Consider the following 24,859-nt stretch of genomic DNA (forward strand, 5'->3'; position numbering starts at 1 on the left):
GGAGCGCATTTTATAGCGAGCACTAGACAAACGTCTGCGGCCTGACCTACGGTCATTTTTGTAGCGACCGCTAGGTAAATACGAGGGGGCGCCGGCATGGGTGCGCTTGCGGGCAGGACGGCTCTGGTCACGGGGGCGAGCAGGGGGATCGGGCGAGGGATCGCCGAGCGGCTGGGGCGCGACGGAGCGCGGGTCGGTGTGCACTACGGCAGGAACGAGGCGGCGGCGAAGGAGACGGTCACCGCGATCGAGGCGGCGGGCGGCTCGGCGTTCGCGATCGGCGTCGAGCTGGGGCTGCCGGGCGACGCGGAGGCGCTGTGGGAGGAGTTCGACCGGCACGCGGACGGCGTGGACGTCCTGGTCAACAACGCGGGTATCGGCACGTCGTCGCCCCTCGGGCAGATCGACGAGAAGGAGTACGACAGGGTCTTCGCGGTGAACGTGAAGGCACCCCACTTCATCGTCAAGCACGGCCTCGGCAGGCTGCGCGACGGCGGGCGGGTCGTCAACATCTCCTCGGGGCTGGCGCGGACCGCGGCGATGCCGGACAAGATGACGTACGCCATGACCAAGGGGGCGCTCGACGTCTTCACGCGTGATCTGTCCAAGGTGCTGGGCCCGCGCGGAATCACGGTGAACTCGGTGGCGCCGGGGATCATCGACACGGACAACACGGCCGGCTTTCTGCACGGCACCGAGGACGGATGGGCTCAGGCCGAGGCGATATCGGCCCTGGGCAGGGTGGGGACACCGGCCGATGTGGCTGATGTGGTGGCGTTTCTGGCGTCGGACGCGGGGCGCTGGGTGACGGGGAGTTGGGTCGACGCGACGGGGGGCTCGCTGACGTAGCGCCCTCGCCCGGGATCGCGGTCTGGGTTCGGTCTTGGTTCAGCGCGTCTCCGTCACTTTCGCCAGTGCCCTGGGCGCGTCCGGATCCTGGCCCCGGGCGATGGTGACCTCGTAGGCCAGGAGTTGGAGCGGGAGGATCTCCAGGATCGGCTGGACCTCTTCGGCGACGCCCTCGGTGGGCAGGACGAAGCCGGCCGAGGCCTGTTCGACCTGGTGCCGGGGGCCGATGACGACCAGGTCGGCTCCGCGGCCGCGGAGCCGGTCGAGGACCGGCTGGAGGGCCTCGCCGCCCTTGCCGTCGGTGACGACCGCGATGACCGGGGAGACGTTGTCGACCATGGCGAGCGGGCCGTGCAGGAGGTCGGCGCCGGAGTAGGCGAGCGCCGGGATGTAGCTGGTCTCCATCAGCTTCAGGGCGGCTTCCTTGGCCGTGGGGTAGCCGTAGCCGCGGGAGGTGATGACCATGCGCTCGGCGAAGCGGTAGCGGGCGGCGAGGGTGCGGACCTCGTCCTGCCGGGCGAGCAGCTTCGCGGCGAGGTCCGGGAGCACCTGGGCGGGGGCGCCGTCGCCGCCGCGCAGACCTTCGACGAAGAGGTACAGGGCGAGAAGGGAGGCCGTATAGGTCTTGGTGGCGGGGAGGGCCCGCTCGGGTCCGGCCATGATGTCGAGGTGGTACTCGGAGACGCCGGCCAGCGGGGAGTCGGGGTTGTTGGTCACGGCGAGCGTGATCGCGCCGGCCTGACGCGCGGCCCGGGTGGAGGCGACCAGGTCGGGGGAGCCGCCGGACTGGCTGACGGTGATGACGAGGACGTCGGTGAGGTCTGGGCGGGCACCGTAGGCCGTGATGGTCGACATCGAGGTCAGACCGCAGGGCAGGCCGAGGCGGATCTCCAGGAGGTACTTGGCGTAGAGCGCGGCGTTGTCGGACGTGCCGCGGGCGGTGAGCAGGACGAAGCGGGGTGAGCGGGCGACGATCTGCTGGGCGACCGCGCGGATGGCGGGGGCGCCCTCGGACAGGATCCGGCGCAGCACGGCGGGCTGTTCGGCCACCTCGCGCGCCATGATGCGGCCGGGGCGGTCGTTGTGCGGGGCGTGGGGGTCGGGAGGGTACGGGGTCGCGGCGGCCATGGGGCCCCTTCCTGTTCCTGCTCTCGCGCTCATCGTGATCGGTGGGGCGGCTGTCGGTTCGGGCGGGCACCGTCGGGCGGGCACCGTCGGGCGGGCACCGTCGGCGGCTGCTCGGGCGGCCCGGTTCCGGCGGCCCGGTTCGGGCGGGCGCTCGGACGAAGGCCTTCGGCTGGACGCCCTCGGTAGGGCGGCTTGGGTGGACAGTTTCCATTCCACTCCCCCACGGGGAATGACGCCTTCCCGACGGGTTCCCGAAATGTCCGGGGGGCTTGCGTTCACCTGGGCTGGGAAGGGGTGCTCTGTTAGATTGGTCTAAACCACATGCCCCTCAGGGTGTCTTTCGAGTCCCTCTTCAGATCGGCAGGCCCAGCGTGGAAGTTGTCATCGTTCCGGACGCCAAGGCGGGCGGCGAGCTGATAGCCGAGGCCATGGTCCAGTTGCTCGGGCGCAAGCCCGACGCCGTGCTCGGCGTGGCCACCGGGTCGACGCCGCTGCCCATCTACGCGGCGCTGGCGGCCAAGGTGCGTTCCGGTGCCGTGGACACCTCGCGGGCGCGGATCGCGCAGCTCGACGAGTATGTGGGGCTGCCCGCCGAGCACCCGGAGTCGTACCGGTCGGTGCTGCGGCGGGAGGTGCTGGAGCCGCTCGGGATCGGGATGGACGCGTTCATGGGGCCCGACGGCACGGCCGAGGACGTGCAGGGGGCGTGCGAGGCGTATGACGCGGCGCTGGCCGGTGCCGGGGGCGTTGATCTGCAGTTGCTCGGGATCGGGACCGACGGGCACATCGGGTTCAACGAGCCCTGCTCGTCGCTGGCCTCGCGGACGCGGATCAAGACGCTCACCGAGCAGACGCGGGTCGACAACGCGCGGTTCTTCGACGGGGACATCGAGCAGGTGCCGCATCACGTGATCACGCAGGGGATCGGCACGATTCTGGAGGCGCGGCACCTGGTGCTGCTGGCCACCGGTGAGGGCAAGGCGGATGCGGTGGCGGCGACCGTGGAGGGGCCGGTCGCGGCTGTCTGCCCGGCCTCGGCGCTCCAACTGCACCCGCACGCCACGGTCGTGGTCGACGAGGCCGCCGCGTCGAAGCTGAAGCTGGCCGACTACTTCCGGCACACCTATGACAACAAGCCGGAGTGGCAGGGGATTTAGGGGGCGGCACCCTTGCGCGCCGGTGGTCGAAGGACCGCCACGTCCTGGGGCGGGGGCACGGCGATCGGGTGGCTGGGATAGCGTCCCTCTCGCTTTGGTCGAGTGAGGGGGACGGCGTGCGGGTTGAGGTTCAGGTGCGTGGGCGGGGTGCCCGGCGGTGGGTCGCGTTCGGGCTGATCGCGTTCGGGTCGGTGTTCCTGGTCATCGGGCTGGTCCTGGCCGGCCTGTCGGTCTCGTTCCTGACGGATGCGAAGCGCGCCCCGGGCACGGTGGTGGAGCTGGAGTGGCAGAAGGACGACAGCGGCACCTCCCGCAAGGGAAGGGGCAACGACGAGCCCGTGGCGTACCCGGTGGTCGAGTTCGCGTCGGCGGACGGCACGAAGAGGACGTTCCGGAGCTCGACGGGTTCCAATCCGCCGTCGTACGAGGAGGGCGAGCGGGTCGAGGTGCTCTACCGCGCCGACTCCCCCGAGGACGCGCGGATCAACGGGTTCGCCTCGCTGTGGCTGCTGCCGCTGATCTTCGGTGGGATCGGGCTCGTGATCACGGGTGTCGGGACGGCCATTGCCCTGGTGGGGCGGCGGCGCTCCTGACGGAAGACTGCTGCGTCGCCGTGGCGGGCAACGCAGCAGTGGAGTCGGGCCCGTTCTAGAGAGCGGGCGCCTCTTCCTCGGTCGGCTCGTCCTGTGCGGTCAGGCCGGCCAGCCAGGACGGCATCACGAAGTGGGCCACCAGGACGGTGGCGAGGGCGGAGACCGCGTAGTTGCGCAGGACGTCACCGTCGGCGCCGGCCGTCACCAGCAGGCCGATCGCCGCCACGGCCAGCAGACCGGTCGTGATGCGGTGGGCGCGGGCGAGCACCCGGTTGCGCTCGGCCAACTGTCGCTCGTCCAAGGCGCGTTCGCGCAGTTCGAGCAGACCCCGGGTCGCCCTGTTGATCATCCCTTGCGCCATCATCCAGGGCAGCGTCAGCGCCGCCGCGACGACGGCCGCCCACACCGCCTCCGCCCGCGAGAGGAAGAAGTGCGCGAACAGCGCCACGATGGCCAGGGTGAGCGCGGCATGCGCGGCGACGGCCAGCCGGCGTCGTCCGGCCGTGGCGTGCAGTGCCTCCCGGTGGGGGTCGCGGTCGTTCATCAACCGCAGCATGCTCCGGTCGTAGCGCGTCAGTCGCGTCGTCGTCATGGCTGTTTCCTCCCGTAGACCTCATCGGTGAGCGGGCGGAACGGTTCGAGGGAGAAGAGGGCCTCGACCGGCAGATCGAAGAACTTCGCGATCTTCAACGCCAGGTCGAGGCTCGGGTTGTACTGCCCCCGCTCGATATAGCCGATGGTCTGGTAGTGGGCTCCCACTGCCTCGGCCAGGCTCTGGCGCGACACCTTGCGTTCGGCACGCACCATCGCCAACCTGTTGTGCACCTGCTCGCTCATGTATAAGAAGTACTACATTCGAGAGCAGGGGTGCAACCGGCCGTCGGGGTCCTCACTCCCCCGCGATGACCTCCGCCGCCGCACGCCCGCATACCCGGGCCGCGCCGTAGGTGGCGATGTGCAGGGCGCCTCGGGGGGCCGCCCGGGGGACGCCCATCTCGACGATGATCGTGTCGGGGCGGGAGGTCAGGAGGGTGTCCAGGGCGGCGGCCATCCAGGGGTGGCGGTGTTCGTCGCGGACCACGGCCACGACCCGGCGGTTGCCGGCCGCTTCGAGGGCCGCTCGGCCCGCGTCCTCGCCCGTGTAACTGCCCGTCTCCGTACCGGGGAGCAGTCGGGCCAGTTCCGCCGCCACGCCCCACGGCGTCTCGTCGCCCACCGCGATGTTCGCGACCGGGGTGAAGGCCGCGACGAACGGGGCTTCGGTGAGCGGGGTGAAGGGCGACGCGGCGGTCAGGTTCAGGGCACGGCGGGCGGCGACGAGGCCGATGTCCGTCCGGCCCTCGCTCTCGACCGCCGAAGTCGCAGCCGTCGCAGTCGCCGCGGTCGTCGCCGTCCAGCGCGCCAGCTCCCGCACCCGTTCCGCCGCCTCCGCCAAGCGGGACTCGGCCAGCTCCCCGGCGCGGACCGCACCCACCAGCGCGTCCCGCAGCCGCCGTACCGTCTCGTCGTCCGCGAGACCGCCGCCCACGCAGATCGCGTCGGCGCCGGCCGCGATGGCGAGGACGCTGCCGCGTTCGATGCCGTAGGTGGCGGCGATGGCCTGCATCTCCATACCGTCGGTGACGATCAGGCCGGTGTAGCCGAGTTCGCCGCGCAGGAGGTCGGACAGGACGGGGCGGGAGAGGGTTGCCGGGTGGTCGGGGTCGAGGATGGGGACGAGGATGTGCGCGCTCATCACGGCTCGCGTACCGGCGGCGATCGCCGCGCGGAACGGGGCGAGTTCGCGGTCGGCCAGGGTCGACGCGTTCGCGTCGATGCGGGGCATGGCGTGGTGGGAGTCGACCGCCGTGTCGCCGTGGCCCGGGAAGTGCTTCGTGCAGGCCGCGACGCCTGCCGACTGCAGGCCGGTGACGTAGGCGGCCGTGTGACGGGCCACCAGGTCAGTGTCGGCGCCGAAGGAGCGTACGCCGATCACGGGGTTCGCGGGGTTGGAGTTCACGTCCGCCGACGGGGCCCAGTTGAGGTTCACCCCGCAGGCGGCGAGGCGGCGGCCCATCTCCGAGGCCACCTGCCTCGTCAGCTCCACGTCGTCCACCGCGCCGAGCGCGTGGTTGCCGGGGAAGCTGGAGCCGGTCCGCACCTCCAGCCGCGTCACATCACCCCCTTCCTCGTCGATCGCGACCAGCACGTCGTCGCGCTCGGCGCGCAACTGGGCCGTCAGCGCGGCCAGTTGCTCGGGCGAGGCGATGTTGCGGCCGAACAGGCCGACGGAGGCGAGGCCCTCGCCGAGCCGGCGCAGCAGCCAGTCGGGGGCGGTGGTGCCGGTGAAGCCGGGCTGGAGGACCGTCAGCGCGTCGCGCGTGAGGGTGTCTGTTCCGCTGGCGAATGTCGTCATCGGGTGGCGTTATCCCTTCACGGCGCCGGCGGTCAGACCCGCGGCCATCTTGCGCTGGACAAGCAGGAAGAGGACCACGATGGGCACGGCCATCATCGTGGCGCCGGCCATCATCGGGGCGTACTCCGTGCCGTGTTTCGTGGTGAAGTTGCCGAGCCAGACGGTCGCCGTCTGGTTCTTCTGGCTGAGCAGCATGAGGGCGTACAGATACTCGTTCCAGGCCTGGATGAAGCCGTAGACCGAGGTGGCGACCATGCCGGGGGCGAGGAGCGGGAACACCACGCGGATGAAGGCGCTGGTGCGGGAGCAGCCGTCGACCATCGCCGCCTCCTCCAGCTCCTTCGGGATGTTGACGATGAAGCCGCGCAGCGTCCACACCGTGAACGGCAGGACGAAGGTCAGGTACGTGATGATCAGGCCGGTGAGCCTGTCGTACTGGCCCAGGTCGTTGAGCAGCAGGAACACCGGTATGATCATGGCGACCAGTGGCACCATCTGCACCGCCAGGATGCCCACGATCACGATCTTCCGGCCGCGGAAGGCGAACCGGGAGATGGCGAGCGCGGCCAGCAGGCCGACGACCATGCCGATGACGACCACCGCCAGCGACACGACGAGGCTGCGGCCCACCGGACCCCAGAAGTCCGCGATGTCCAGCGCCCGCGAGAAGTTGGCGAAGGTGATGGAGGTCGGCAGCAGGCTCGGGTCCGGGTCGATGGCGTCCTTCGCGGGCTTGAACGCCGTGTTGAGCATCCAGTAGAGCGGGAAGCCGGCGGTGACGAAGACCAAGAGGCCGAGAAGGTTCCAGCCGAGCCGCGACCTCCGGCGCCGCACGGTCGCGAGCGTGCTCATGCTGGTCATTCGACCTCTCCGATCTTGAGCATCTGACGCATGTAGACGGCGACCACGCCGAGCAGCAGCAGGACGGTGAGCAGCGCGATCGCCGAGCCCTGGGCGTAGTCGTTGACGACGAACGCCCGGTCGTAGGAGTAGGTGTTGAGGACCTGGAACTCCGCCTCCGGATGGCCGTTGCGCATGACGAAGACCTGCGGGAAGACGCCCATGTCCCAGATCACCGACAGGGTCGTGAGCATCACGATGATGGGCTTGAGGATGGGCAGGGTGACGTAGCGGAACACGCCCCAGGCGCCGGCGCCGTCGAGACGGGCCGCCTCTTCCAGTTCCGCGGGGACCTGGGTGAGACCGGCGCTCAAGGTGATGACGACGAAGGGCACCGCCCCCCACACCACCAGCAGCATGATCACGGCCAGGCCCTGCGGGCCGCTCGCGAACCAGTTGTGGCCGATCATCTCGACCCCGGGCAGCTTGCTGAGCAGCGCGTTGAAGACGCCGTAGTCCGAGTCGAAGAGCCACTTGAAGACGGTGGTCGCCACGATCACCGGCATGCCCCAGCTGGCCACCAGCACGATGGTGATGAGCACCTTCAGCCAGCTGGAGACCCGCTGCAGCAGCAGCGCTGTCGCCATGCCGACGACCATCGTGAAGACGACGGCCCCGCCCGCGAAGACGATCGTGCGCAGCACCACGGCCCAGAAGTCGCCGTCGCCCAGCACCTTGGCGAAGTTGTCGAAGCCGACCGACTCGGCCGCCTGGAAGCCCCACAGCTGGGACTGCCCGAACTTCTGAAAGGACAAGGTGACCAGCCGGGCCAGCGGATAGCCCATCACCAGCGCGAGGATCAGCAGGCAGGGCGCGAGCAGCAGCCAGGGGACGGCGGCCGGGCCCGATGTGCGCCGCCCGCGGGGCCTGGCCGCGGCGCCCGGGGGCGGCGGTGCCTGCCGCGGCGGCGGCACCTTGGCAGGGGTGGTGGTGTCTGCGGCACTCATCGCGCGCTCCTCAGAGGTCCCTCAGGTCGAACGGGCGGCGGGGCTCCACCGCGTGGGAGCCCCGCCCGAAGGTCACTTGGTGTTGATGACCTTGTCGATTGCGGCGTCCGCCTCCTTGGCCGCCGCCTCGACCGACTTCTTGCCGGTGCCGATGCTCTGCAGCATGGTCTGCAGGACCTGGGCCTTCTCGATCTGGCCCCAGCCCGGCGCCATCGGGACGAACCAGTTGGACTCGGCCGCGGTGGCCGGGACCGCCGTCGCGGGGTCCTTCTTCAACGTCGCGAGGTCGGTCTTGTTGTTGGGCAGGTTTCCCTTGGCCATCAGGCCCTTCTGCCCGGAGGAGCCGGCGAACGCGTTGATCCACTCGGCGGCGAGGGCCTGTGCGTCGGACTTCACCGGGACGGCGAGGTCGGAGCCGCCCAGGAAGACGGGCATGTTCTTGCCGGACGGGCCGGGCATCACGAAGTTCTCCAGCTTGCCCTTGAGCTTGCCGGTCTTGTCGTTCTTGGGGTCCTCCGCGGTCGCGCCCTCCCAGGCGGCGGCGAAGATCATGGCGGACTTGCCCTGCCCGTAGACGATGTAGCGGTCGGACTCGTCCTTGGTCTTGTCGCCGTGCATGTAGGTGTCGACGACGTTCTTGAACTCCTCAAGCCCCTTCAGGGACTCGGGCGAGGAGAGCGTGGCCTTCCACTGGCCGCCCTCCTCCTTGGCGATGGCGCCGCCCGCGTCGTAGACGTAGGACATGGCCGCGTACCAGTCGCGGGTCGGCTGGTACCAGGCATTGAACTTGTCGCCCTGCTTCTTCTGGATCTTGTCCAGGGTGGCGGTCAGCTCGGCGTACGACTTCGGGGGCGTCTTCACGCCGACCGACGCCGCCACGTCCTTGCGCCAGTTGGCGACGCGGCCGCCGGCGTAGTAGGGGACGCCGTAGGTCTTGCCGTCGTACGTCACCGAGGCCTTGAGGCCGTCCAGCCAGGCGGAGGAGTTGTCGAACGCGGCCGGGTCGACGGGAGCGAAGGCGCCCTTGACCATGTAGCCGAGCATCTCGGTGTTGCCCATCTCGACCACGTCGGGGGCCTTGTCGGTGGCGAGGACGGCGTCGAGCTTGGCGTTCTTGTCCGGCCAGCCGTAGTACTCGTGGTTGATCTTGACGCCGGGGTGCTTCTTCTGGAAGGCCGTGTCGGCGGCCTTCACCAGCTCCGGCCAGTTGTTCTGCGCGTCGACGGTGAGCCAGACCGTCAGTTCCTTGGCGTCCGCGCCGCCCTTGTCCGAGCCCCCGCTGTCGCCCTCTCCCCCGCACGCCGCGATGGAGACCATCATGCCCGCGATACCGATCGCGGCTGCCAGCTTGCGCTTCACGCCACCCTCCTCAGGGATGCCACAAACCCCCTGCTCCCCGCGGTGACCGTCGCCTGCGTACAAGTACCGCCCGTGGGGCCGGGACTGGACCAATGGTGTAGACCAGTACCGGGAGCTTGGACCAGACCAAGAGGCGTGTCAAGGGTGTGCGAATGGGCTCCTACCAGCCGTTATGTGACCTACATATGCAGGAACCTTTAAGTAAGAACCCGTCGAAAAGATGCCGGCGCACGGCACACTTCAGGTAGACCACTTCATTGCGGTGGACTAGACCAGGAGAGTCGCCGAGGGTATACAGAGGGGATCACGGAGCGTGCGGGAAACCTCCGCGCACCAGCCGTGCCACGATGTGAGCCGTGACCGAGGGATGTCGGTCGTGTGGGCGGACGAAGCCGGGAAGGCGGAGCATGAGCACCGACGTCAGCAGTGCGGAGAACGAGAACGGCGCCACTGTCCGTACCGCCCGCGTGCCCAAGTACTACCGCCTGAAGAAGCACCTCCTCGACATGACGGAGACCCAGGCGCCGGGCACCCCCGTACCACCCGAGCGCACCCTGGCCGCCGAGTTCGACACCTCACGCACGACCGTGCGCCAGGCCCTTCAGGAACTGGTCGTCGAGGGGCGCCTGGAGCGCATCCAGGGCAAGGGCACCTTCGTGGCCAAGCCGAAGGTGTCGCAGGCACTCCAGCTCACCTCGTACACGGAGGACATGCGCGCCCAGGGCCTCGAACCCACCTCGCAGCTCCTCGACATCGGCTACATCACCGCCGACGACCGCCTCGCCGAGCTGCTCGACATCACGGCCGGCGGCCGGGTGCTGCGCATCGAGCGGCTGCGCATGGCCAACGGCGAGCCCATGGCCATCGAGACCACCCACCTGTCCGCCAAGCGCTTCCCTGCCCTGCGGCGCAGCCTCGCGAAGTACACCTCCCTCTACACCGCCCTCGCCGAGGTCTACGACGTTCACCTCGCCGAAGCCGAGGAGACCATCGAGACCTCCCTGGCCACCCCGCGCGAGGCCGGCCTGCTCGGCACGGACGTGGGCCTGCCGATGCTGATGCTGTCCCGGCACTCACTGGACAAGGACGGCAATCCCGTGGAGTGGGTGCGCTCCGTCTACCGGGGCGACCGCTACAAGTTCGTCGCCCGGCTCCAGCGCCCCGCGAACTGAGGCGAGCGGGCACACGGCGCGTGAAGCGCCGTGTGCCCGTCACAGGCACACGGCGCTTCACAGGCTCGCCGCGACAGACACGGCATGGTGCGTATCAGGTGCTGCGCGGGCTGATCTCGAACTCGACATTGCCGGTGAGCTTGCCGCTGCCGGAACAGGTCGCCGTCGAGTTTCCGGTCTTCTTCCACTGCCCCCGCAGGGCCCACTTATGACTGCCGCTCTTGCATGTCCCCCGCGAGCGCACCCGGCGGTCCTGGATGTCGAAACAGTTGGCGGAGATGGCCTTGCCGGAAGTCCTGGTGATGGAGCAGTCCGGCAGCGGCGGGTGGGGCTGCTGGAACTCCACACGCAGAGCTACCACCTTCGCCCCGCACTTGGCGGTGGAGTAGGCGGGGAAACCCACCTGCTCCCACTTGCCCCGCTTGGTGAACGTGCCGGTGCCGTTGCCCCGCAGACAGGTCGCCAAGGACCGGTACGTGTAGTTGTCCCCCGTCCCCCGGCACACACTGTTGGCGTCCTTGCCGCTGTTGGACTTCCATGTCCGGCACGCGATGAGCGGCATATTCTCCGCGTGCGCGGGCTCGGCGGCGACGACGCCGCCGAGCAGCAGGGCGGCACTGATGCCCACAGCCGCGAGAGCACTTCTTCTGGTCATGAAGAAACCCCGTGTCCTGGTGATGTGACGGTGGCACGCCGGCCACCGCGAACGCGTCGGTTTGACGCGCCCACGCCACATTAGTCCAGACCAATGGGGAGCGGGATTGCTCCTGCAGGCGGTGTAGCGCAACTCCCGCTCCTGCTCTAGGTTCCTCCCGTCGCCGCATGGACGGGAGGACTCCCCGGTGCGTACCGCGAATCCCCGAACCATCGCCATCTGGACCCTGGTTGCGCTCGTCGGTGCGGCCGGGTGGACCGTACTCGCGCTGTCCCGCGGAGAGGAGGTCTCCGCCGCGTGGATGGTCGCGGCCGCCTTGGGTTCGTACGCCATCGCCTATCGCTTTTACGCCAAGTTCATCGCGTACAAGGTGCTCAAGGTCGACAAGACCCGGGCCACCCCCGCCGAACGCCTCAACAACGGCATCGACTTCCACCCCACCGACCGCCGCGTCCTCCTCGGCCACCACTTCGCGGCCATCGCGGGTGCCGGACCGCTCGTCGGGCCGGTGCTGGCGGCGCAGATGGGCTATCTGCCGGGCACCATCTGGATCATCGTGGGGGTCATCTTCGCGGGCGCGGTCCAGGACATGGTGGTGCTGTTCTTCTCCACCCGCCGCGACGGACGCTCCCTCGGCCAGATGGCGCGCGAGGAGATCGGGCCGTTCGGCGGCGCCGCGGCACTGATCGCCGCCTTCGCCATCATGATCATCCTGCTCGGGGTGCTGGCGCTGGTGATCGTCAACGCCCTCGCGCAGTCCCCGTGGGGCACCTTCTCCATCGCGATGACGATCCCGATCGCCCTGCTGATGGGCTTCTATCTGCGGGTGCTGCGCCCCGGCCGGGTCAGCGAGGTGTCGCTGATCGGTGTGGCGCTGCTGCTGCTCGCCCTGGTCGCGGGCCGCTGGGTCGCCGAGTCGTCCTGGGCCGACACCTTCACCCTGGAGCCCTCGACGCTGGTCGTCTGGCTGGTGGCGTACGGCTTCATCGCCTCGATCCTGCCGGTGTGGATGCTGCTGGCGCCGCGCGACTACCTGTCGACGTTCATGAAGATCGGCACGATCGCGCTGCTCGCCCTCGGTGTGGTCATCGCGCTGCCGACGCTGAAGATGGACCCGGTGACGGACTTCGCCTCGCGCGGCGACGGACCGGTCTTCGCGGGCTCCCTGTTCCCCTTCGTCTTCATCACCATCGCCTGCGGCGCCCTGTCCGGCTTCCACTCGCTCATCTCGTCGGGTACGACGCCGAAGATGATCCAGAAGGAGACGCAGGTCCGGATGATCGGCTACGGCTCCATGCTGATGGAGTCGTCGGTCGCCGTGATGGCACTGGTGGCGGCGAGCATCATCGACCCTGGCCTGTACTTCGCGATGAACGCGCCCGCCGGGGTCATCGGGGACACCGTGCAGAACGCCTCGCAGGTGGTCGGGAGTTGGGGCTACCAGATCTCCCCCGAGGCGCTGGCGCGGGCGGCGGAGAACGTCGAGGAGGCGTCCCTGCTCTCCCGGACGGGCGGCGCCCCCACCCTCGCGATCGGCGTCTCGGAGATCTTCTCGCAGGTCACCGGCGGCGGTCTGCGTGCCTTCTGGTACCACTTCGCGATCATGTTCGAGGCGCTGTTCATCCTGACCGCGCTGGACGCCGGCACCCGCGTGGGCCGGTTCATGCTCCAGGACACGCTCGGCAACCTCTACCGGCCGTTCAGGAACGTCAGCTGGAAGCCCGGCCTGGTCATCACCAGCGCGGTGGTGTGCGGCCTGTGGGGGTACTTCCTGTGGGTGGGCGTCCACGAGCCCCTCGGCGGCATCAACCAGCTGTTCCCGATCTTCGGCATCTCGAACCAGCTGCTCGCGGCGGTCGCCCTGGCCGTCTGCACGACCCTGCTGGTGAAGTCGGGCCGCCTCAAGTGGGCCTGGATCACCGGGATTCCGCTCGCCTGGGACGCCGTCGTGACGCTCACCGCGAGCTGGCAGAAGGTGTTCTCCAGTGACCCGAAGGTCGGCTTCCTCAAGCAGCGCCAGGTCTTCCAGGACGCCATCGACCGCGGCGAAGTCCTGCCGCCCGCCAAGAACATGGACGACATGCACACCGTGGTCACCAACTCCACGGTGGACGGCGTCCTCACGGCGGTTCTCGCGCTCCTGATCGTCGTCGTGATCGCCGACGCGGCCCGCGTCTGCGTCCGGCACATCCGCCGCCCGGCCCTGTCCACGCTCAGCGAGGCGCCGTACGTCGAGTCGAGGATCACCGCCCCGGCCGGGCTGTTCCCGACGAAGGCGGAGAAGGAGGAGGAACACCGTGCGGTCGTTTCGGCCGGTACTCGGTCTTCGACGGGTCCTCGGTAGCGTGCGCTGGTATGTGCGCGAGCTGACCGACGAGTCGGCGTACGACCGTTATGTCGCGCATGTGCGCCGTGACCACCCGGACGCGAACGTGCCCTCCCGGCGCGACTTCGAACGGATGCGGACGGACCGTCAGGAAGCCGATCCACGGCAGGGGTTCCGCTGCTGCTGAAGGCACGGCCGCCATACGGCTGCCACGCGGCTGCCGTACACACCAATCCTCCACATCCGATATGCGGACAAGGGCTTCCGCATTCGCTGCACCGTCACCTACATTGCCTGCGCGTTTCAGGTGATCAGTGAGGGGACGGAGTCGTCAGATGTCAGATGCCTCGGAAGTGAACAGAGGGCCGGTGGTGACACCCGTGCGAGTCGTCATCGCGCTCTGTCTGGTGGCGCCCTTCGTGGCGATGCTGTGGGTCGGTTCGTACGCCAAGACCGATCCGGCGCTCGGCGGCATCCCGTTCTTCTACTGGTACCAGATGCTGTGGGTCCTCATCTCCACGCTGCTGACGATGGTCGCGTACAAGCTGTGGCAGCGTGACCAGCGCGCCCGCGCCGCACAGAAGGGCGGTGCGGCGGAATGAACGACGGCGTGAACGGCGTAGCACTCGGCATCTTCATCTTCTTCTTCCTGGCCGTCACGGCCATGGGCTTCCTGGCCGCGCGCTGGCGCAAGGCCGAGAACGAGCACAGCCTCGACGAATGGGGCCTGGGCGGCCGGTCGTTCGGCACCTGGGTCACCTGGTTCCTGCTCGGCGGCGACCTGTACACGGCGTACACCTTCGTGGCGGTCCCGGCGGCGATCTACGCGGCCGGCGCGGCGGGCTTCTTCGCGGTGCCGTACACGATCCTCGTCTACCCGCTGATCTTCACCTTCCTGCCCCGGCTGTGGTCGGTGTCCCACAAGCACGGCTATGTGACGACCTCGGACTTCGTGCGGGGGCGGTTCGGCTCGAAGGGGCTGTCGCTGGCCGTGGCCGTCACCGGCCTGCTGGCGACCATGCCGTACATCGCGCTCCAGCTCGTCGGCATCCAGGCGGTGCTGGACGTGATGGGTGTGGGCGGCGGCGAGAACACCAACTGGTTCGTCAAGGACCTCCCCCTCCTCATCGCCTTCGGCGTGCTCGCGGCGTACACCTACTCCTCGGGTCTGCGCGCCCCCGCGCTGATCGCGTTCGTCAAGGACACGCTGATCTACGTCGTCATCGCGGTGGCGATCATCTACATCCCGATCAAGCTGGGCGGGTTCGACGAGATCTTCACCGCGGCGAGCGAGAAGTACACGAAGGCCGGCGCGGGCGGTCTGGTCCCGCCGGAGGCGGGCCAGTGGACGTACGCCACGCTGGCGTTGGGCTCCGCGCTCGCGCTCTTCATGTACCCGCACTCGATCACGGCGACGCTGTCCTCGCGCAGCCGTGAGGTGATCCGCCGCAACACCACGATCCTGCCGTTGTACTCCCTGATGCTGGGCCTGTTGGCCCTGCTGGGCTTCATGGCGATCGCGGCCGGAGTCGAGGCCACCAACCCCCAGCTGGCGATCCCGCAGCTCTTCGAGGACATGTTCCCGGCCTGGTTCGCCGGCGTCGCCTTCGCGGCGATCGGCATCGGCGCGCTCGTCCCGGCGGCCATCATGTCCATCGCGGCGGCGAACCTCTTCACCCGCAACATCTACAAGGACTTCATCAAGCCCGACGCGACACCCGAGCAGGAGACCAAGATCTCCAAGCTGGTCTCGCTGCTGGTGAAGGTGGGCGCCCTGGTCTTCGTCCTCACCATGGACAAGACGGTCGCCATCAACTTCCAGCTGCTGGGCGGCATCTGGATCCTGCAGACCTTCCCGGCGCTGGTCGGCGGCCTGTTCACCCGCTGGTTCCACCGCTGGGCACTGCTGGCCGGCTGGGCCGTCGGCATGGTCTACGGCACGGTCGCCGCGTACGGCGTCGCCTCCCCGACGCAGAAGCACTTCGGCGGCTCGGCGAAGGAGATCCCGGGCATCGGGGAGATCGGCTACATCGGCCTCACGGCGTTCGTGCTCAACGTGGTGGTCACCGTGGTCCTGACCTTCGTCCTCAAGGCGCTGAAGGCTCCCGAGGGCGTCGACGAGACGAAGCCCGAGGACTACACGGCGGACGCGGGCGACCCGGGAGTGAAGACGGAACTTCCGGTGGCCGCCCACTAGTTCACCGCACTGGTTCATCTGTTTCATCGCGTCGAGCCGATCCACCCGCTCACCGGCCGGGCGTACCGCACTAGTTGCGTGTGCGTCCGGCCATCTCGTGCCAGAAGTCGTCGAGTTCCCGGGCGCGCATGCTGACCCAGCGCGCGGTCCCGCCGCGCAGCATCGCGGGCAGGTGGCGGCGTACGCGGCCGGGCAGCAGGGCCTGTTGCTGGCGGCAGAACGGCTCGCGGATCTCCCCGCGCGGTACGCAGCCCCGGGGCGGATACGGGCAGAGCTGGAACTTGCAGTCGGGCAGGCAGGTGGCGCCCGGTGTGGGCGGGTCCGAGACGCCGGCCCGCAGGTCGGGGCGGAGCGGGCCGCGGTCGCTGCGGATGCACGGCGGGAGCGGCATCCCGGGCCACTCGGCGCGGGCCATCCGTTCCTCGACCTCGTCCGGGTGCCCGTCCCGTTCGATGAGGTTCAGCATCACCAGCACATCGGCGACCAGGCGTTGGGCGCGTGCGTCGAGGGTGCTCCAGCCGACCGAGGGCGGGATCCACAGGCTGTGCTTGCGGTATCCCTCGGGGTTGCCGGTGCGTGCACCGATGTTGTCGGCGACGCCCTTCTCGTCGATCCACAGGAAGCGTTCGGGCTGCCCGGTCTCCAGCGCGAGGGTCACCAGGTCGCCCGCCGCGGCGACGAAGGGGTGCAGGGCCGGCCGGCGCGAGTCGCCGTCGGCGCCGGGAGAGCCGGGCGCCCTGTTGACGGTGCCGGCCATCGACAGCCAGCGCTCCACGGTCTGTACGGCGGTCGTCCCGCCCAGCTTCCGGGACCGCTCGTGCGCGCCGTCGCGGCCGTCCCGGCCCGCCACCTCGTGCGGGTCCCGCTCGTGGACACCCACGCTGTCCGGGAGCTCCCACAGGCACAGGGCCTGCAACAGGACGAGCTGCGAGTACCAGCAGCGGGACTGCTGGAGCACGGTCTCGGCCTGCCGGATCAGATCGGCGCGACCGCCCGGGTAGACCTGCGGATGCCGTTTGCGCCGGTTGGCCGCGTACTTGAAGCCCTGGGCCAGTGCGGCCTCCAGGGCGAGCGGCAGGTCGGGGACGCCGCCGGTGGCCTTCGGGTCGAGGTGCTGCAGCCACAGGGTGAGGCGTTCGCGGGCCTCGTCACGGTGGGCGTCGTCGACGGAGCCCAGCAGCATGGGGATCATCCAGGCCCGCATCACGAACTCCCGGGACAGAGCGACCCGTTTCCTCCGGTACTCCTGGTTGACCTCGCGCCGGTCCTGCTGGAGCCGGTCGATCCGGTCGGCGGTGGCCCGTGACGGCGCGCCGGTGACCCTCGCCCGGCCCATGCGCTCGGCCCACTTCGCGTACTCCTTCTGCTTCCAGGCCTTCAGCTCGCCGAGCCGGTCGTCGTACTCCCGCACGGGATCGGTGTTCAGTCCGACCCGCCCGCGGATCACGGCGAACGCCGCGTTGCCGCCGGTGCCGAACTCCTGGGCGGCGGCGAGCCGGATGGAGTAGGAGGGGTCCTGGATGCCGATCTCGAAGAGCTGGTCGTAAAGCGGGGTGGAGTCGATCCGGTGCGAGACCCTCCGCAGCGCGGCGCCGAGTTGCTTGAGCAGCCTCAGTTTCGCGTCCTCAAGGGTGCGCCGGTCGCCCCGGAAACCGGCCCAGCTCGTACGCACCCGGCCGACGATGGCGCCGAGCAGCCTCGGCTCCTCCTCCGCGCTCTCGATCTCCACGGCGGCCGAGTACAGATCGAGGGCCTTCGGGTCGTCGGTACGTCGGTTCGCGGCCCGGCAGAGCCGGTGGGCCAGGGTGTGGCCCCGCACGGGTGACCGGCGGACCAGCTCCTCGATCTCCTTCTTCGCCTCGGCCCGGACCCCGCCCCCGGGAGTCCTGCGCTCCGACGCCTTGCGACGGGACAACAGCACCAGCGCGATCAGCAGTTCACGGCTGGGTCCGGGCGGCTGCAGCGAGTGCTCGACGAGCTCTCCGGCACCCCGCTCGCCGAGGTGGTTCAGGACGCGGTAGCCGAAGTAGGCCTGGATGATGCTGTGCGGGAAGCGGACCCGCCGCTCGAAGCCCTCCACCAGTCCCAGCTTGTCCGCGTTGCTGGCGAAGCGGGCGAGGGCGGCGCGGCACTGGTCCATGTTGCCCCCGTGCAGCCGCTTGCGCTCCTCGTCGCCGAGCCGTTCGCGGAGCACGTCCCAGATCTGCTGGCGGTGCCACTCGGAGAAGTCGTTCCCGCGTCTGCCGTACCGGTCGAAGCCCCGCCGGCCGGCCCACAGGTGCTCGGCCCGGGCCTGTGCGCGCCGGGCCGGGCCCGGGTGGACGTCGGTGTCGAGCAGTTCCCCGAAGCCGACCTCCAGGTTGTCCTGGAGCAGTCCGACGCAGGCCAGGGCGGAGACCACTTCGAGGGTGTCGCGGCGTGCCTGCGGGGACAGCGCGACGCCCTCGCGCAGCCGCCCCTCGCACAGCGCCTCGTCCCAGGTCTCCAGCAGCCACAGCCGCAGCGTGCCGCGGTCCCTGCTGCGGGTGTTCATGTGCTGCGGATCGTTGTCCGGCCGGTCGTGCTCCAGGGCTCCGTGGCGGTGCAGTTCACGGGCGATCTGGAGGTAGACGGGCGACTCGGTGACCTCGGCCGTCTCCACGATCCAGTCCACCCGGCGCTCGTCCGTCTCCGGGACGCGTGCCTGGACGAAGCGCAGGGCCTCCTCCTCGCCGAGCGGCTCCAGCTCCACGATCGCGGCGGAGGTGCTCTCCAGCGGGCTGTGCGGCCGGGAGGCGATGACGAGGGGCAGCTTCTCCTCGTGGGCGCGCTCGATGGCCCGCCGGATGATGTTGTCCCGGTTCTGCTGGAGGCCGTCGCCGAGCAGGGCCTCCTCCAGTCCGTCGGCGATGACGACCGGCTTGTCGTCGGCGAGCAGTTGCTGCCAGACCCGCTCGGTCTTGCCGCGGGCGAGGATGCCCCGGGGCGCCTCCTCGGCGAACCGCTCCCTCGCCATGCGTTCGAAGTTCAGGTCGCTTCCGTCGGTCGCGTCCCGCAGCCGGATCGGCACGGGCACGGCGTTCTGCTCGGCCAGCAGTTCGGTGAGCCGTACCAGTACGGCGGTCTTGCCCACGCCGACCCCGCCGACCAGCAGATAGGGCCGGCGGGTGTCGCGCTCCCGCAGCCGCTCGGCGATGACCTGGGCGATCTCCTCCCGGCCCACGATCTCGGCGGTGTCCGACCCGGCGGTGAGCACCAGCCCGCGCGGGTCGTCGCGGGCCTTCGCGAGGTAGCGCCGCTTGGTCCAGCGGTACCACCAGAACAGAAACAGGGTGGCGGCGATCGACGCGGTGAGCACCGGGCCGACGAAGCGCATGACGGTCTCGAAGCCCGCGTTCCTCCTCCGCCACTGTTCGAAGCCGGTCGTGTCCTGTGTGATCAGGATGTACACGCCCTCCGCGACCCAGGCCACCAGCGCGAGGGCGGCCACGATCCAGACGACCCGGGTGACGTTGGTGTAGGAGATCCAACGGCGCCATTTCCTGGGGCGGGTGGTGCCGCGTCGGGCCTCCCGATGGATCGTCATCGTGCGTCTCCTTCCGAGAGGGGCTCTCGAAACGGAGGGACCACGGGCGTCGGCACCTACCTCCATGGAAGCACTCCCGAGGCGCCCCGCAACCCGGCGGCCCCGGCGAAAACCCCAGGCCCGCGGTACTGCCCGTCCGGCAGACTCGGGGCCATGGACCTCGTGATCCGGCAGGCGGAACCCGGCGAGTACGACGCCCTCGGCGACATCACCGCCCGGGCCTATCTCCAGGACGGTCTCCTCGACTTCGGCGAGAGCGACGAGTACCTCGGCGAGCTGAAGGACGTGGCGAGGCGCGCGGCCGCCGCCGAGGTGCTGGTGGCCGTCGAGAACGGCCGGCTGCTGGGCGGCGTGACCTTCGTGCCGAGCGGTGGGCCCATGGCCGACATAGCCGGCCCCGGCGAGGCCGAGATCCGGATGCTCGCCGTCGACCACACGGCTCGCGGGCGCGGCGCCGGAGAGGCCCTGGTGCGCGCCTGCGTCGACCGGGCGAGGGCCACGGAGGGCTGTGTACGTATCGTCCTGTCGACCCAGCGCACCATGCACGGCGCGCACCGCATCTACGAACGTCTGGGCTTCGTTCGCACACCCGGCCGCGACTGGAACCCCGTCCCGCAGCTGGACGACATCACTCTCCTCACCTATGAGTTGACGCTCTGAAACCAGCGCGACACAACATCTGGGGGTGGCGTGGCGGGTGAGCACAAGATGTATGCTCGTCCTCGCTGTCGTCGCAGGGGAATCCGGTGCGAATCCGGAACTGTCCCGCAACGGTGTACTTGTGCATGTCTGTTCTCAGCAACGCCCTGCACAGGAGTCAGTCCGAGGACCTGCCGACAGCGCGCCCGGCCACCCGGCCGGTGCGCCCTGACGTCCGGGCCTCGTGGAATGGGCCGGTGGACGCGACGCCCCGTGCGCTCGTGTGCTGCCGCCTGCCCTCCGCAAGGCCCCCGTGCCGAGCGAGGGAGAGCCCCCACGTGACCATCGCGCCAGCAGACCCGGCCTCAGCCGCCCCGACCGTCCCTGCCGTCGCCCCCGACGAGGACGCCCCGGGAACCGCGCTGCTGCGGATCCTCACCGAGCTGACCGCCGACCTCCCCGACGCCGACGCCGGCCGGGTCGCCGCCGCCGCGCTGCGCGGCCGGTCCGCCCGCGCGGACGAGGCGGAGCTGCGCGAGCTGGCCACCGAGGCGGCCGCCGGTCTCATCTCCGAGGACCCCGCCTACAGCAGGCTGGCGGCCAGGCTGCTGACCATCTCCATCGCCGCCGAGGCCGCCTCGCAGGGTGTGACGTCCTTCACCGAGTCGGTCGCGGTCGGCCACCGCGAGGGTCTCATCGCCGACCGCACCGCCGAGTTCGCGCGTCTGCACGCGGCCCGTCTGGACACCCTGGTGGACACGGCCGCCGACGACCGCTTCGGCTACTTCGGCCTGCGCACCCTGCACAGCCGGTACCTTCTGCGGCACCCCCTCACCCGCAAGGTGATCGAGACGCCCCAGCACTTCATGCTGCGCGTCGCCGCGGGCCTCGCCGAGGACGACACGACCCGGTCGGTGGACGAAGTCGCCGCGCTCTACGGGCTCATGAGCCGCCTCGACTACCTCCCCTCCTCCCCCACCCTCTTCAACTCCGGCACCCGGCACCCCCAGATGTCATCCTGCTACCTCCTGGACTCCCCCCTGGACGAGCTGGACTCCATCTACGACCGCTACCACCAGGTCGCCCGCCTCTCCAAGCACGCCGGCGGCATCGGGCTGTCGTACTCCCGTATCCGCTCCCGGGGTTCGCTGATCCGGGGCACCAACGGGCACTCCAACGGCATCGTCCCGTTCCTGAAGACCCTCGACGCCTCCGTGGCCGCGGTGAACCAGGGCGGCCGGCGCAAGGGGGCCGCCGCGGTCTACCTGGAGACCTGGCACTCCGACATCGAGGAGTTCCTGGAGCTGCGGGACAACACCGGCGAGGACGCCCGGCGTACGCACAACCTGAACCTCGCGCACTGGATCCCGGACGAGTTCATGCGCCGGGTCAACGCCGACGAGCTGTGGAGCCTGTTCTCCCCGTCGGACGTGCCCGAGCTGGTCGACCTGTGGGGCGAGGAGTTCGACGCGGCGTACCGGAAGGCCGAGGCCGCCGGGCTCGCGAAGAAGACCATCCCGGCCCGTGACCTGTACGGCCGCATGATGCGCACGCTCGCGCAGACCGGCAACGGCTGGATGACCTTCAAGGACGCCGCCAACCGCACCGCCAACCAGACGGCCCTGCCGGGCCATGTCGTCCACTCCTCCAACCTCTGCACGGAGATCCTGGAGGTCACCGACGACGGCGAGACGGCGGTCTGCAACCTGGGCTCGGTCAACCTGGGCGCCTTTGTCGACCTGTCGACGGGTGACATCGACTGGGAGCGGCTGGACGCCACCGTCCGCACGGCCGTCACCTTCCTGGACCGTGTCGTCGACATCAACTTCTACCCGACCGAGCAGGCGGGCCGGTCCAACGCCAAGTGGCGGCCGGTGGGCCTGGGCGCGATGGGCCTGCAGGACGTCTTCTTCAAGCTGCGGCTGCCGTTCGACTCGGCCGAGGCCAAGGCGCTCTCCACGCGTATCGCCGAGCGCATCATGCTCGCCGCGTACGAGGCGTCCGCCGACCTCGCCGAGCGGTCCGGCCCGCTGCCGGCCTGGGAGAAGACCCGCACCGCCCGGGGCGTGCTGCACCCCGACCACTACGGCGTCGAGCCGACCTGGCCGGAGCGCTGGGCCGCACTGCGCGGCCGTATCGCCACGACCGGTCTGCGCAACTCCCTGCTGCTCGCCATCGCGCCGACCGCCACCATCGCGTCCATCGCCGGTGTCTACGAGTGCATCGAGCCGCAGGTCTCCAACCTGTTCAAGCGCGAGACACTGTCCGGCGAGTTCCTCCAGGTCAACTCCTACCTGGTCGACGAGCTGAAGGCGCTCGGCGTCTGGGACGCGCGCACCCGTGAGGCGCTGCGCGAGGCCAACGGCTCGGTGCAGGACTTCGCCTGGATCCCGGCGGACGTACGGGCCCTGTACCGCACGGCGTGGGAGATCCCGCAGCGCGGGCTCATCGACATGGCGGCAGCCCGCACCCCGTTCATCGACCAGGCCCAGTCCCTGAACCTCTTCCTGGAGACGCCGACCATCGGCAAGCTCTCCTCGATGTACGCGTACGCCTGGAAATCGGGCCTGAAGACGACGTACTACCTGCGCTCACGCCCGGCGACCCGCATCGCCCGCGCCGCGCAGGGCCGGAGCGCCCAGCCCGAGAAGACCATCCCCGTCCAGCAGGTCGCCGAGCCCGACGCCGTCGCCTGCTCCCTGGAAAACCCCGAGTCCTGCGAGGCCTGCCAGTAATGAGTACCCGTAACGCCAACCTTCTCGACCCGGGCTTCGAGCTGACCCTGCGCCCGATGCGCTACCCGGACTTCTACGAGCGCTACCGGGACGCCATCAAGAACACCTGGACCGTGGAGGAGGTCGACCTCCACTCGGACGTCGCCGATCTCGCGAAGCTGTCCGAGGGCGAGCAGCACATGATCGGCCGGCTGGTCGCGTTCTTCGCGACGGGCGACTCGATCGTGGCGAACAACCTGGTGCTGACGCTGTACAAGCACATCAACTCCCCGGAGGCGCGCCTGTACCTGTCGCGCCAGCTCTTCGAGGAGGCCGTGCACGTCCAGTTCTATCTGACGCTGCTGGACACCTATCTCCCCGACCCGGAGGACCGGGCGGCGGCCTTCGACGCCGTCGAGAACATCCCCTCGATCCGGGAGAAGGCCGAGTTCTGCTTCAGGTGGATCAACGAGGTCGAGAAGCTGGAGAGCCTGCAGACCAAGGCCGACCGGCGTCGCTTCCTGCTCAACCTGATCTGCTTCGCCGCGTGCATCGAGGGCCTGTTCTTCTACGGCGCCTTCGCCTACGTCTACTGGTTCCGCAGCCGGGGCCTGCTGCACGGTCTGGCCACCGGCACCAACTGGGTGTTCCGCGACGAGACGATGCACATGTCCTTCGCGTTCGACGTGGTCGACACCGTCCGCAAGGAGGAGCCCGAGCTCTTCGACGACCAGCTCCAGGAGCAGGTCACCGACATGCTGAGGGAGGCCGTCGAGGCCGAGCTGCAGTTCGCGCGCGACCTGTGCGGTGACGGCCTCCCGGGCATGAACACCGACTCGATGCGGCAGTACCTGGAGTGTGTCGCCGATCAGCGCCTCACGCGCCTCGGCTTCGCTCCGGTGTACGGCTCCGAGAACCCCTTCTCCTTCATGGAGCTGCAGGGTGTTCAGGAGCTCACCAACTTCTTCGAGCGGCGTCCGTCGGCGTACCAGGTGGCGGTGGAGGGCACCGTCGACCTGGACGAGGACTTCTGAGCCTCGCTCCTGTCGCGTTCCTGGGCCTCCCTGATCTGACGGTCGATGCGCCGGTCGTGCACGATCCCGATCACTGACGGGAGGACCAGGAGGACGAACATGCCGAGCACGGCGACCATGGCGAGCAGTGTCTGGGTCTGTTCTGTAGTCATGACACCACTGTCGCGCCGGACACTCCTTACGAACAGTGGCAGGACTGCCGCACACCCTCGATTTACTGCCAGCCGCGAGGCACACTGGCAGCATGCTGAGAAACGTGGCCGCCGTGCTCCTGGACGGTGTGCACCCCTTTGAACTGGGCGTCGTCTGCGAGGTCTTCGGGCTCGACCGCAGTGACGAGGGGCTGCCCACCTACGACTTCGCCGTCGCCTCGGCCGAGGGACCGGCACTCGGCACCCATGTCGGCGGACTCACCGTCTCGACGCCGCACGGCCTGGAGCGGCTGGAGGAGGCCGACCTGGTCGCCGTGCCCGCCGGGGACGACTACCTCACCCGCACCTATCCGCCCGAGCTCCTTGACGCCCTGGTCAGGGCCGTGGACCGGGGTGCGCGGGTGCTCAGCGTCTGCTCCGGCGTCTTTGTGCTGGGCGCGGCCGGACTGCTCGACGGGCGGCGGTGCAGTGTGCACTGGCGGCACGCCGGGGAGCTGTCCCGACGGCACCCGAAGGCGATCGTCGAACCCGATGTGCTCTACGTCGACGAGGGGCCGGTGATCACCAGCGCCGGCACCGCCGCGGGCATCGACGCCTGCCTGCACATCGTGCGGCAGGAGCAGGGGCCCGAGGTGGCCAACAAGATCGCCCGGCGCATGGTGGTGCCGCCGCACCGGGACGGCGGACAGGCGCAGTACATCGAGCGCCCGCTGCCCCGCTCCCAGTGCGACACGGTCGGCGAGGTGCTGGCGTGGATGGAGCGGCACCTCGACGAGGAGGTCACCGTCGAGCAGCTCGCCGAGCGCGCGCACATGTCCCCGCGCACCTTCGCCCGCCGCTTCCAGCAGGAGACCGGCACCACCCCCTACCGCTGGATCCTGCGCCAACGGGTGCTGCTGGCCCAGGAGTTGCTGGAGGCGACGGACGAGACGGTGGACACGATCGCCGGTCGAACAGGGTTCGGCACGGCGGCCGCACTGCGCCACCAGTTCGTCCGCGCCCTGGGCACGACCCCGAACACCTACCGCCGCACTTTCCAGGGCCCGACCGCCGCGTAGCCCGTCGCCGCCGGCCAGG

The 24,859-nt window shown here is 69.7% G+C and carries 22 protein-coding genes and 1 riboswitch; of the genes, 12 read left to right on the plus strand and 10 right to left on the minus strand.

What is annotated here, in order from left to right; translation table 11 throughout:
* The first annotated feature begins 96 nt into the window (after window positions 1-96).
* A complete protein-coding gene (locus ACFWYS_RS12830; RefSeq protein WP_384766552.1) occupies window positions 97-849 on the plus strand; it encodes an SDR family oxidoreductase in 753 nt (250 codons plus the stop codon).
* A gap of 39 nt (window positions 850-888) precedes the next feature.
* On the opposite strand, the gene ACFWYS_RS12835 is transcribed toward ACFWYS_RS12830, so the two are convergent.
* A complete protein-coding gene (locus ACFWYS_RS12835) occupies window positions 889-1,977 on the minus strand; it encodes an SIS domain-containing protein (protein WP_384766554.1) in 1,089 nt (362 codons plus the stop codon).
* 371 nt (window positions 1,978-2,348) lie between these two features.
* On the opposite strand from ACFWYS_RS12835, the gene nagB reads away from it, so the two are divergent.
* Window positions 2,349-3,134: a glucosamine-6-phosphate deaminase gene (gene nagB / locus ACFWYS_RS12840; RefSeq protein ID WP_384766557.1), complete on the plus strand. Its 786-nt coding sequence runs from the start codon at window positions 2,349-2,351 to the stop codon at window positions 3,132-3,134.
* A gap of 116 nt (window positions 3,135-3,250) precedes the next feature.
* Window positions 3,251-3,727 (plus strand): DUF3592 domain-containing protein, encoded by a 477-nt coding sequence (locus ACFWYS_RS12845; RefSeq protein WP_384766560.1) that lies wholly within the window; start codon window positions 3,251-3,253, stop codon window positions 3,725-3,727.
* A gap of 55 nt (window positions 3,728-3,782) precedes the next feature.
* Here the strand turns inward: ACFWYS_RS12845 and ACFWYS_RS12850 are convergent, their stop codons facing one another.
* From ACFWYS_RS12850 to ACFWYS_RS12875, 6 genes are all read right to left on the minus strand, one after another.
* A complete protein-coding gene (locus ACFWYS_RS12850) occupies window positions 3,783-4,319 on the minus strand; it encodes a hypothetical protein (protein ID WP_384766563.1) in 537 nt (178 codons plus the stop codon).
* Window positions 4,316-4,564 (minus strand): helix-turn-helix transcriptional regulator, encoded by a 249-nt coding sequence (locus ACFWYS_RS12855; protein ID WP_030949243.1) that lies wholly within the window; start codon window positions 4,562-4,564, stop codon window positions 4,316-4,318. The genes ACFWYS_RS12850 and ACFWYS_RS12855 overlap by 4 nt, the downstream gene beginning before the upstream one ends.
* 52 nt (window positions 4,565-4,616) lie before the next feature.
* Window positions 4,617-6,122: a glycoside hydrolase family 3 protein gene (locus ACFWYS_RS12860; protein WP_384766565.1), complete on the minus strand. Its 1,506-nt coding sequence runs from the start codon at window positions 6,120-6,122 to the stop codon at window positions 4,617-4,619.
* A 9-nt stretch (window positions 6,123-6,131) separates the two neighbouring features.
* On the minus strand, window positions 6,132-6,974 hold the full coding sequence (locus ACFWYS_RS12865) for a carbohydrate ABC transporter permease (RefSeq protein WP_384766567.1): 843 nt from the start codon (window positions 6,972-6,974) through the stop codon (window positions 6,132-6,134).
* A 5-nt stretch (window positions 6,975-6,979) separates the two neighbouring features.
* Window positions 6,980-7,969 carry a carbohydrate ABC transporter permease gene (locus tag ACFWYS_RS12870; RefSeq protein ID WP_384766569.1) on the minus strand — a complete coding sequence of 330 codons (990 nt, stop codon included), beginning with the start codon at window positions 7,967-7,969 and terminating at the stop codon, window positions 6,980-6,982.
* Between the two features lie 72 nt (window positions 7,970-8,041).
* Window positions 8,042-9,328, minus strand: coding sequence for an extracellular solute-binding protein (locus ACFWYS_RS12875; RefSeq protein ID WP_384766572.1), 1,287 nt, complete (start codon window positions 9,326-9,328; stop codon window positions 8,042-8,044).
* 407 nt (window positions 9,329-9,735) lie between these two features.
* Between ACFWYS_RS12875 and ACFWYS_RS12880 the strand changes: the two genes are divergently transcribed.
* On the plus strand, window positions 9,736-10,500 hold the full coding sequence (locus tag ACFWYS_RS12880; RefSeq protein ID WP_384766574.1) for a GntR family transcriptional regulator: 765 nt from the start codon (window positions 9,736-9,738) through the stop codon (window positions 10,498-10,500).
* 94 nt (window positions 10,501-10,594) lie between these two features.
* Here the strand turns inward: ACFWYS_RS12880 and ACFWYS_RS12885 are convergent, their stop codons facing one another.
* Window positions 10,595-11,155 carry a hypothetical protein gene (locus ACFWYS_RS12885; protein ID WP_384766577.1) on the minus strand — a complete coding sequence of 187 codons (561 nt, stop codon included), beginning with the start codon at window positions 11,153-11,155 and terminating at the stop codon, window positions 10,595-10,597.
* Window positions 11,156-11,342: 187 nt separating this feature from the next.
* Here ACFWYS_RS12885 and ACFWYS_RS12890 point away from each other — a divergent pair, with 187 nt between their 5' ends.
* The 4 genes from ACFWYS_RS12890 to mctP all read left to right on the plus strand — a co-directional run bounded on the left by ACFWYS_RS12890 (window position 11,343) and on the right by mctP (window position 15,678).
* Complete coding sequence (locus ACFWYS_RS12890; protein WP_384766579.1) at window positions 11,343-13,499, plus strand: carbon starvation CstA family protein; 2,157 nt, start codon at window positions 11,343-11,345, stop codon at window positions 13,497-13,499.
* A complete protein-coding gene (locus ACFWYS_RS12895; protein ID WP_384766582.1) occupies window positions 13,453-13,668 on the plus strand; it encodes a YbdD/YjiX family protein in 216 nt (71 codons plus the stop codon). Before ACFWYS_RS12890 ends, ACFWYS_RS12895 begins: the two co-directional genes overlap by 47 nt.
* A 148-nt stretch (window positions 13,669-13,816) precedes the next feature.
* Complete coding sequence (locus tag ACFWYS_RS12900) at window positions 13,817-14,083, plus strand: DUF3311 domain-containing protein (RefSeq protein ID WP_384766584.1); 267 nt, start codon at window positions 13,817-13,819, stop codon at window positions 14,081-14,083.
* Entirely contained in the window at window positions 14,080-15,678 is a 1,599-nt protein-coding gene (mctP, locus tag ACFWYS_RS12905; RefSeq protein WP_384766587.1) for a monocarboxylate uptake permease MctP, read from the plus strand. The genes ACFWYS_RS12900 and mctP overlap by 4 nt, the downstream gene beginning before the upstream one ends.
* 70 nt (window positions 15,679-15,748) lie before the next feature.
* Here mctP and ACFWYS_RS12910 read toward each other — a convergent pair whose 3' ends face one another.
* A complete protein-coding gene (locus ACFWYS_RS12910; RefSeq protein ID WP_384766589.1) occupies window positions 15,749-19,243 on the minus strand; it encodes an ATP-binding protein in 3,495 nt (1,164 codons plus the stop codon).
* Window positions 19,244-19,396: 153 nt separating this feature from the next.
* Between ACFWYS_RS12910 and ACFWYS_RS12915 the strand changes: the two genes are divergently transcribed.
* From ACFWYS_RS12915 to ACFWYS_RS12925, 3 genes are all read left to right on the plus strand, one after another.
* On the plus strand, window positions 19,397-19,903 hold the full coding sequence (locus ACFWYS_RS12915) for a GNAT family N-acetyltransferase (protein ID WP_384766592.1): 507 nt from the start codon (window positions 19,397-19,399) through the stop codon (window positions 19,901-19,903).
* A gap of 35 nt (window positions 19,904-19,938) precedes the next feature.
* A riboswitch (cobalamin riboswitch) is annotated at window positions 19,939-20,096 on the plus strand.
* A 124-nt stretch (window positions 20,097-20,220) separates the two neighbouring features.
* Complete coding sequence (locus ACFWYS_RS12920) at window positions 20,221-22,617, plus strand: ribonucleoside-diphosphate reductase subunit alpha (RefSeq protein WP_384766594.1); 2,397 nt, start codon at window positions 20,221-20,223, stop codon at window positions 22,615-22,617.
* Window positions 22,617-23,630, plus strand: a complete 1,014-nt coding sequence (locus ACFWYS_RS12925) for a ribonucleotide-diphosphate reductase subunit beta (RefSeq protein WP_384766597.1) — start codon at window positions 22,617-22,619, stop codon at window positions 23,628-23,630. The genes ACFWYS_RS12920 and ACFWYS_RS12925 overlap by 1 nt, the downstream gene beginning before the upstream one ends.
* On the opposite strand, the gene ACFWYS_RS12930 is transcribed toward ACFWYS_RS12925, so the two are convergent.
* Entirely contained in the window at window positions 23,543-23,782 is a 240-nt protein-coding gene (locus ACFWYS_RS12930) for a hypothetical protein (protein ID WP_384766600.1), read from the minus strand. The genes ACFWYS_RS12925 and ACFWYS_RS12930 overlap by 88 nt on opposite strands.
* A 92-nt stretch (window positions 23,783-23,874) precedes the next feature.
* On the opposite strand from ACFWYS_RS12930, the gene ACFWYS_RS12935 reads away from it, so the two are divergent.
* Window positions 23,875-24,840, plus strand: a complete 966-nt coding sequence (locus tag ACFWYS_RS12935; RefSeq protein ID WP_384766602.1) for a GlxA family transcriptional regulator — start codon at window positions 23,875-23,877, stop codon at window positions 24,838-24,840.
* Window positions 24,841-24,859 lie beyond the last annotated feature (19 nt).

This window comes from Streptomyces sp. NPDC059010, assembly GCF_042740355.1.
Taxonomy (GTDB): Bacteria; Actinomycetota; Actinomycetes; order Streptomycetales; family Streptomycetaceae; genus Streptomyces.

Bases quoted from the DNA above. Each gene is read 5' to 3' on its own strand.
- ACFWYS_RS12830 (WP_384766552.1), top strand. From the start codon at position 97: ATGGGTGCGCTTGCGGGCAGGACGGCTCTGGTCACGGGGGCGAGCAGG.
- ACFWYS_RS12835 (WP_384766554.1), bottom strand. From the start codon at position 1,977: ATGGCCGCCGCGACCCCGTACCCTCCCGACCCCCACGCCCCGCACAAC.
- ACFWYS_RS12850 (WP_384766563.1), bottom strand. From the start codon at position 4,319: ATGACGACGACGCGACTGACGCGCTACGACCGGAGCATGCTGCGGTTG.
- ACFWYS_RS12855 (WP_030949243.1), bottom strand. From the start codon at position 4,564: ATGAGCGAGCAGGTGCACAACAGGTTGGCGATGGTGCGTGCCGAACGC.
- ACFWYS_RS12860 (WP_384766565.1), bottom strand. From the start codon at position 6,122: ATGACGACATTCGCCAGCGGAACAGACACCCTCACGCGCGACGCGCTG.
- ACFWYS_RS12865 (WP_384766567.1), bottom strand. From the start codon at position 6,974: ATGAGCACGCTCGCGACCGTGCGGCGCCGGAGGTCGCGGCTCGGCTGG.
- ACFWYS_RS12870 (WP_384766569.1), bottom strand. From the start codon at position 7,969: ATGAGTGCCGCAGACACCACCACCCCTGCCAAGGTGCCGCCGCCGCGG.
- ACFWYS_RS12880 (WP_384766574.1), top strand. From the start codon at position 9,736: ATGAGCACCGACGTCAGCAGTGCGGAGAACGAGAACGGCGCCACTGTC.
- ACFWYS_RS12885 (WP_384766577.1), bottom strand. From the start codon at position 11,155: ATGACCAGAAGAAGTGCTCTCGCGGCTGTGGGCATCAGTGCCGCCCTG.
- ACFWYS_RS12900 (WP_384766584.1), top strand. From the start codon at position 13,817: ATGTCAGATGCCTCGGAAGTGAACAGAGGGCCGGTGGTGACACCCGTG.
- mctP (WP_384766587.1), top strand. From the start codon at position 14,080: ATGAACGACGGCGTGAACGGCGTAGCACTCGGCATCTTCATCTTCTTC.
- ACFWYS_RS12910 (WP_384766589.1), bottom strand. From the start codon at position 19,243: ATGACGATCCATCGGGAGGCCCGACGCGGCACCACCCGCCCCAGGAAA.
- ACFWYS_RS12915 (WP_384766592.1), top strand. From the start codon at position 19,397: ATGGACCTCGTGATCCGGCAGGCGGAACCCGGCGAGTACGACGCCCTC.
- ACFWYS_RS12925 (WP_384766597.1), top strand. From the start codon at position 22,617: ATGAGTACCCGTAACGCCAACCTTCTCGACCCGGGCTTCGAGCTGACC.
- ACFWYS_RS12930 (WP_384766600.1), bottom strand. From the start codon at position 23,782: ATGACTACAGAACAGACCCAGACACTGCTCGCCATGGTCGCCGTGCTC.
- ACFWYS_RS12935 (WP_384766602.1), top strand. From the start codon at position 23,875: ATGCTGAGAAACGTGGCCGCCGTGCTCCTGGACGGTGTGCACCCCTTT.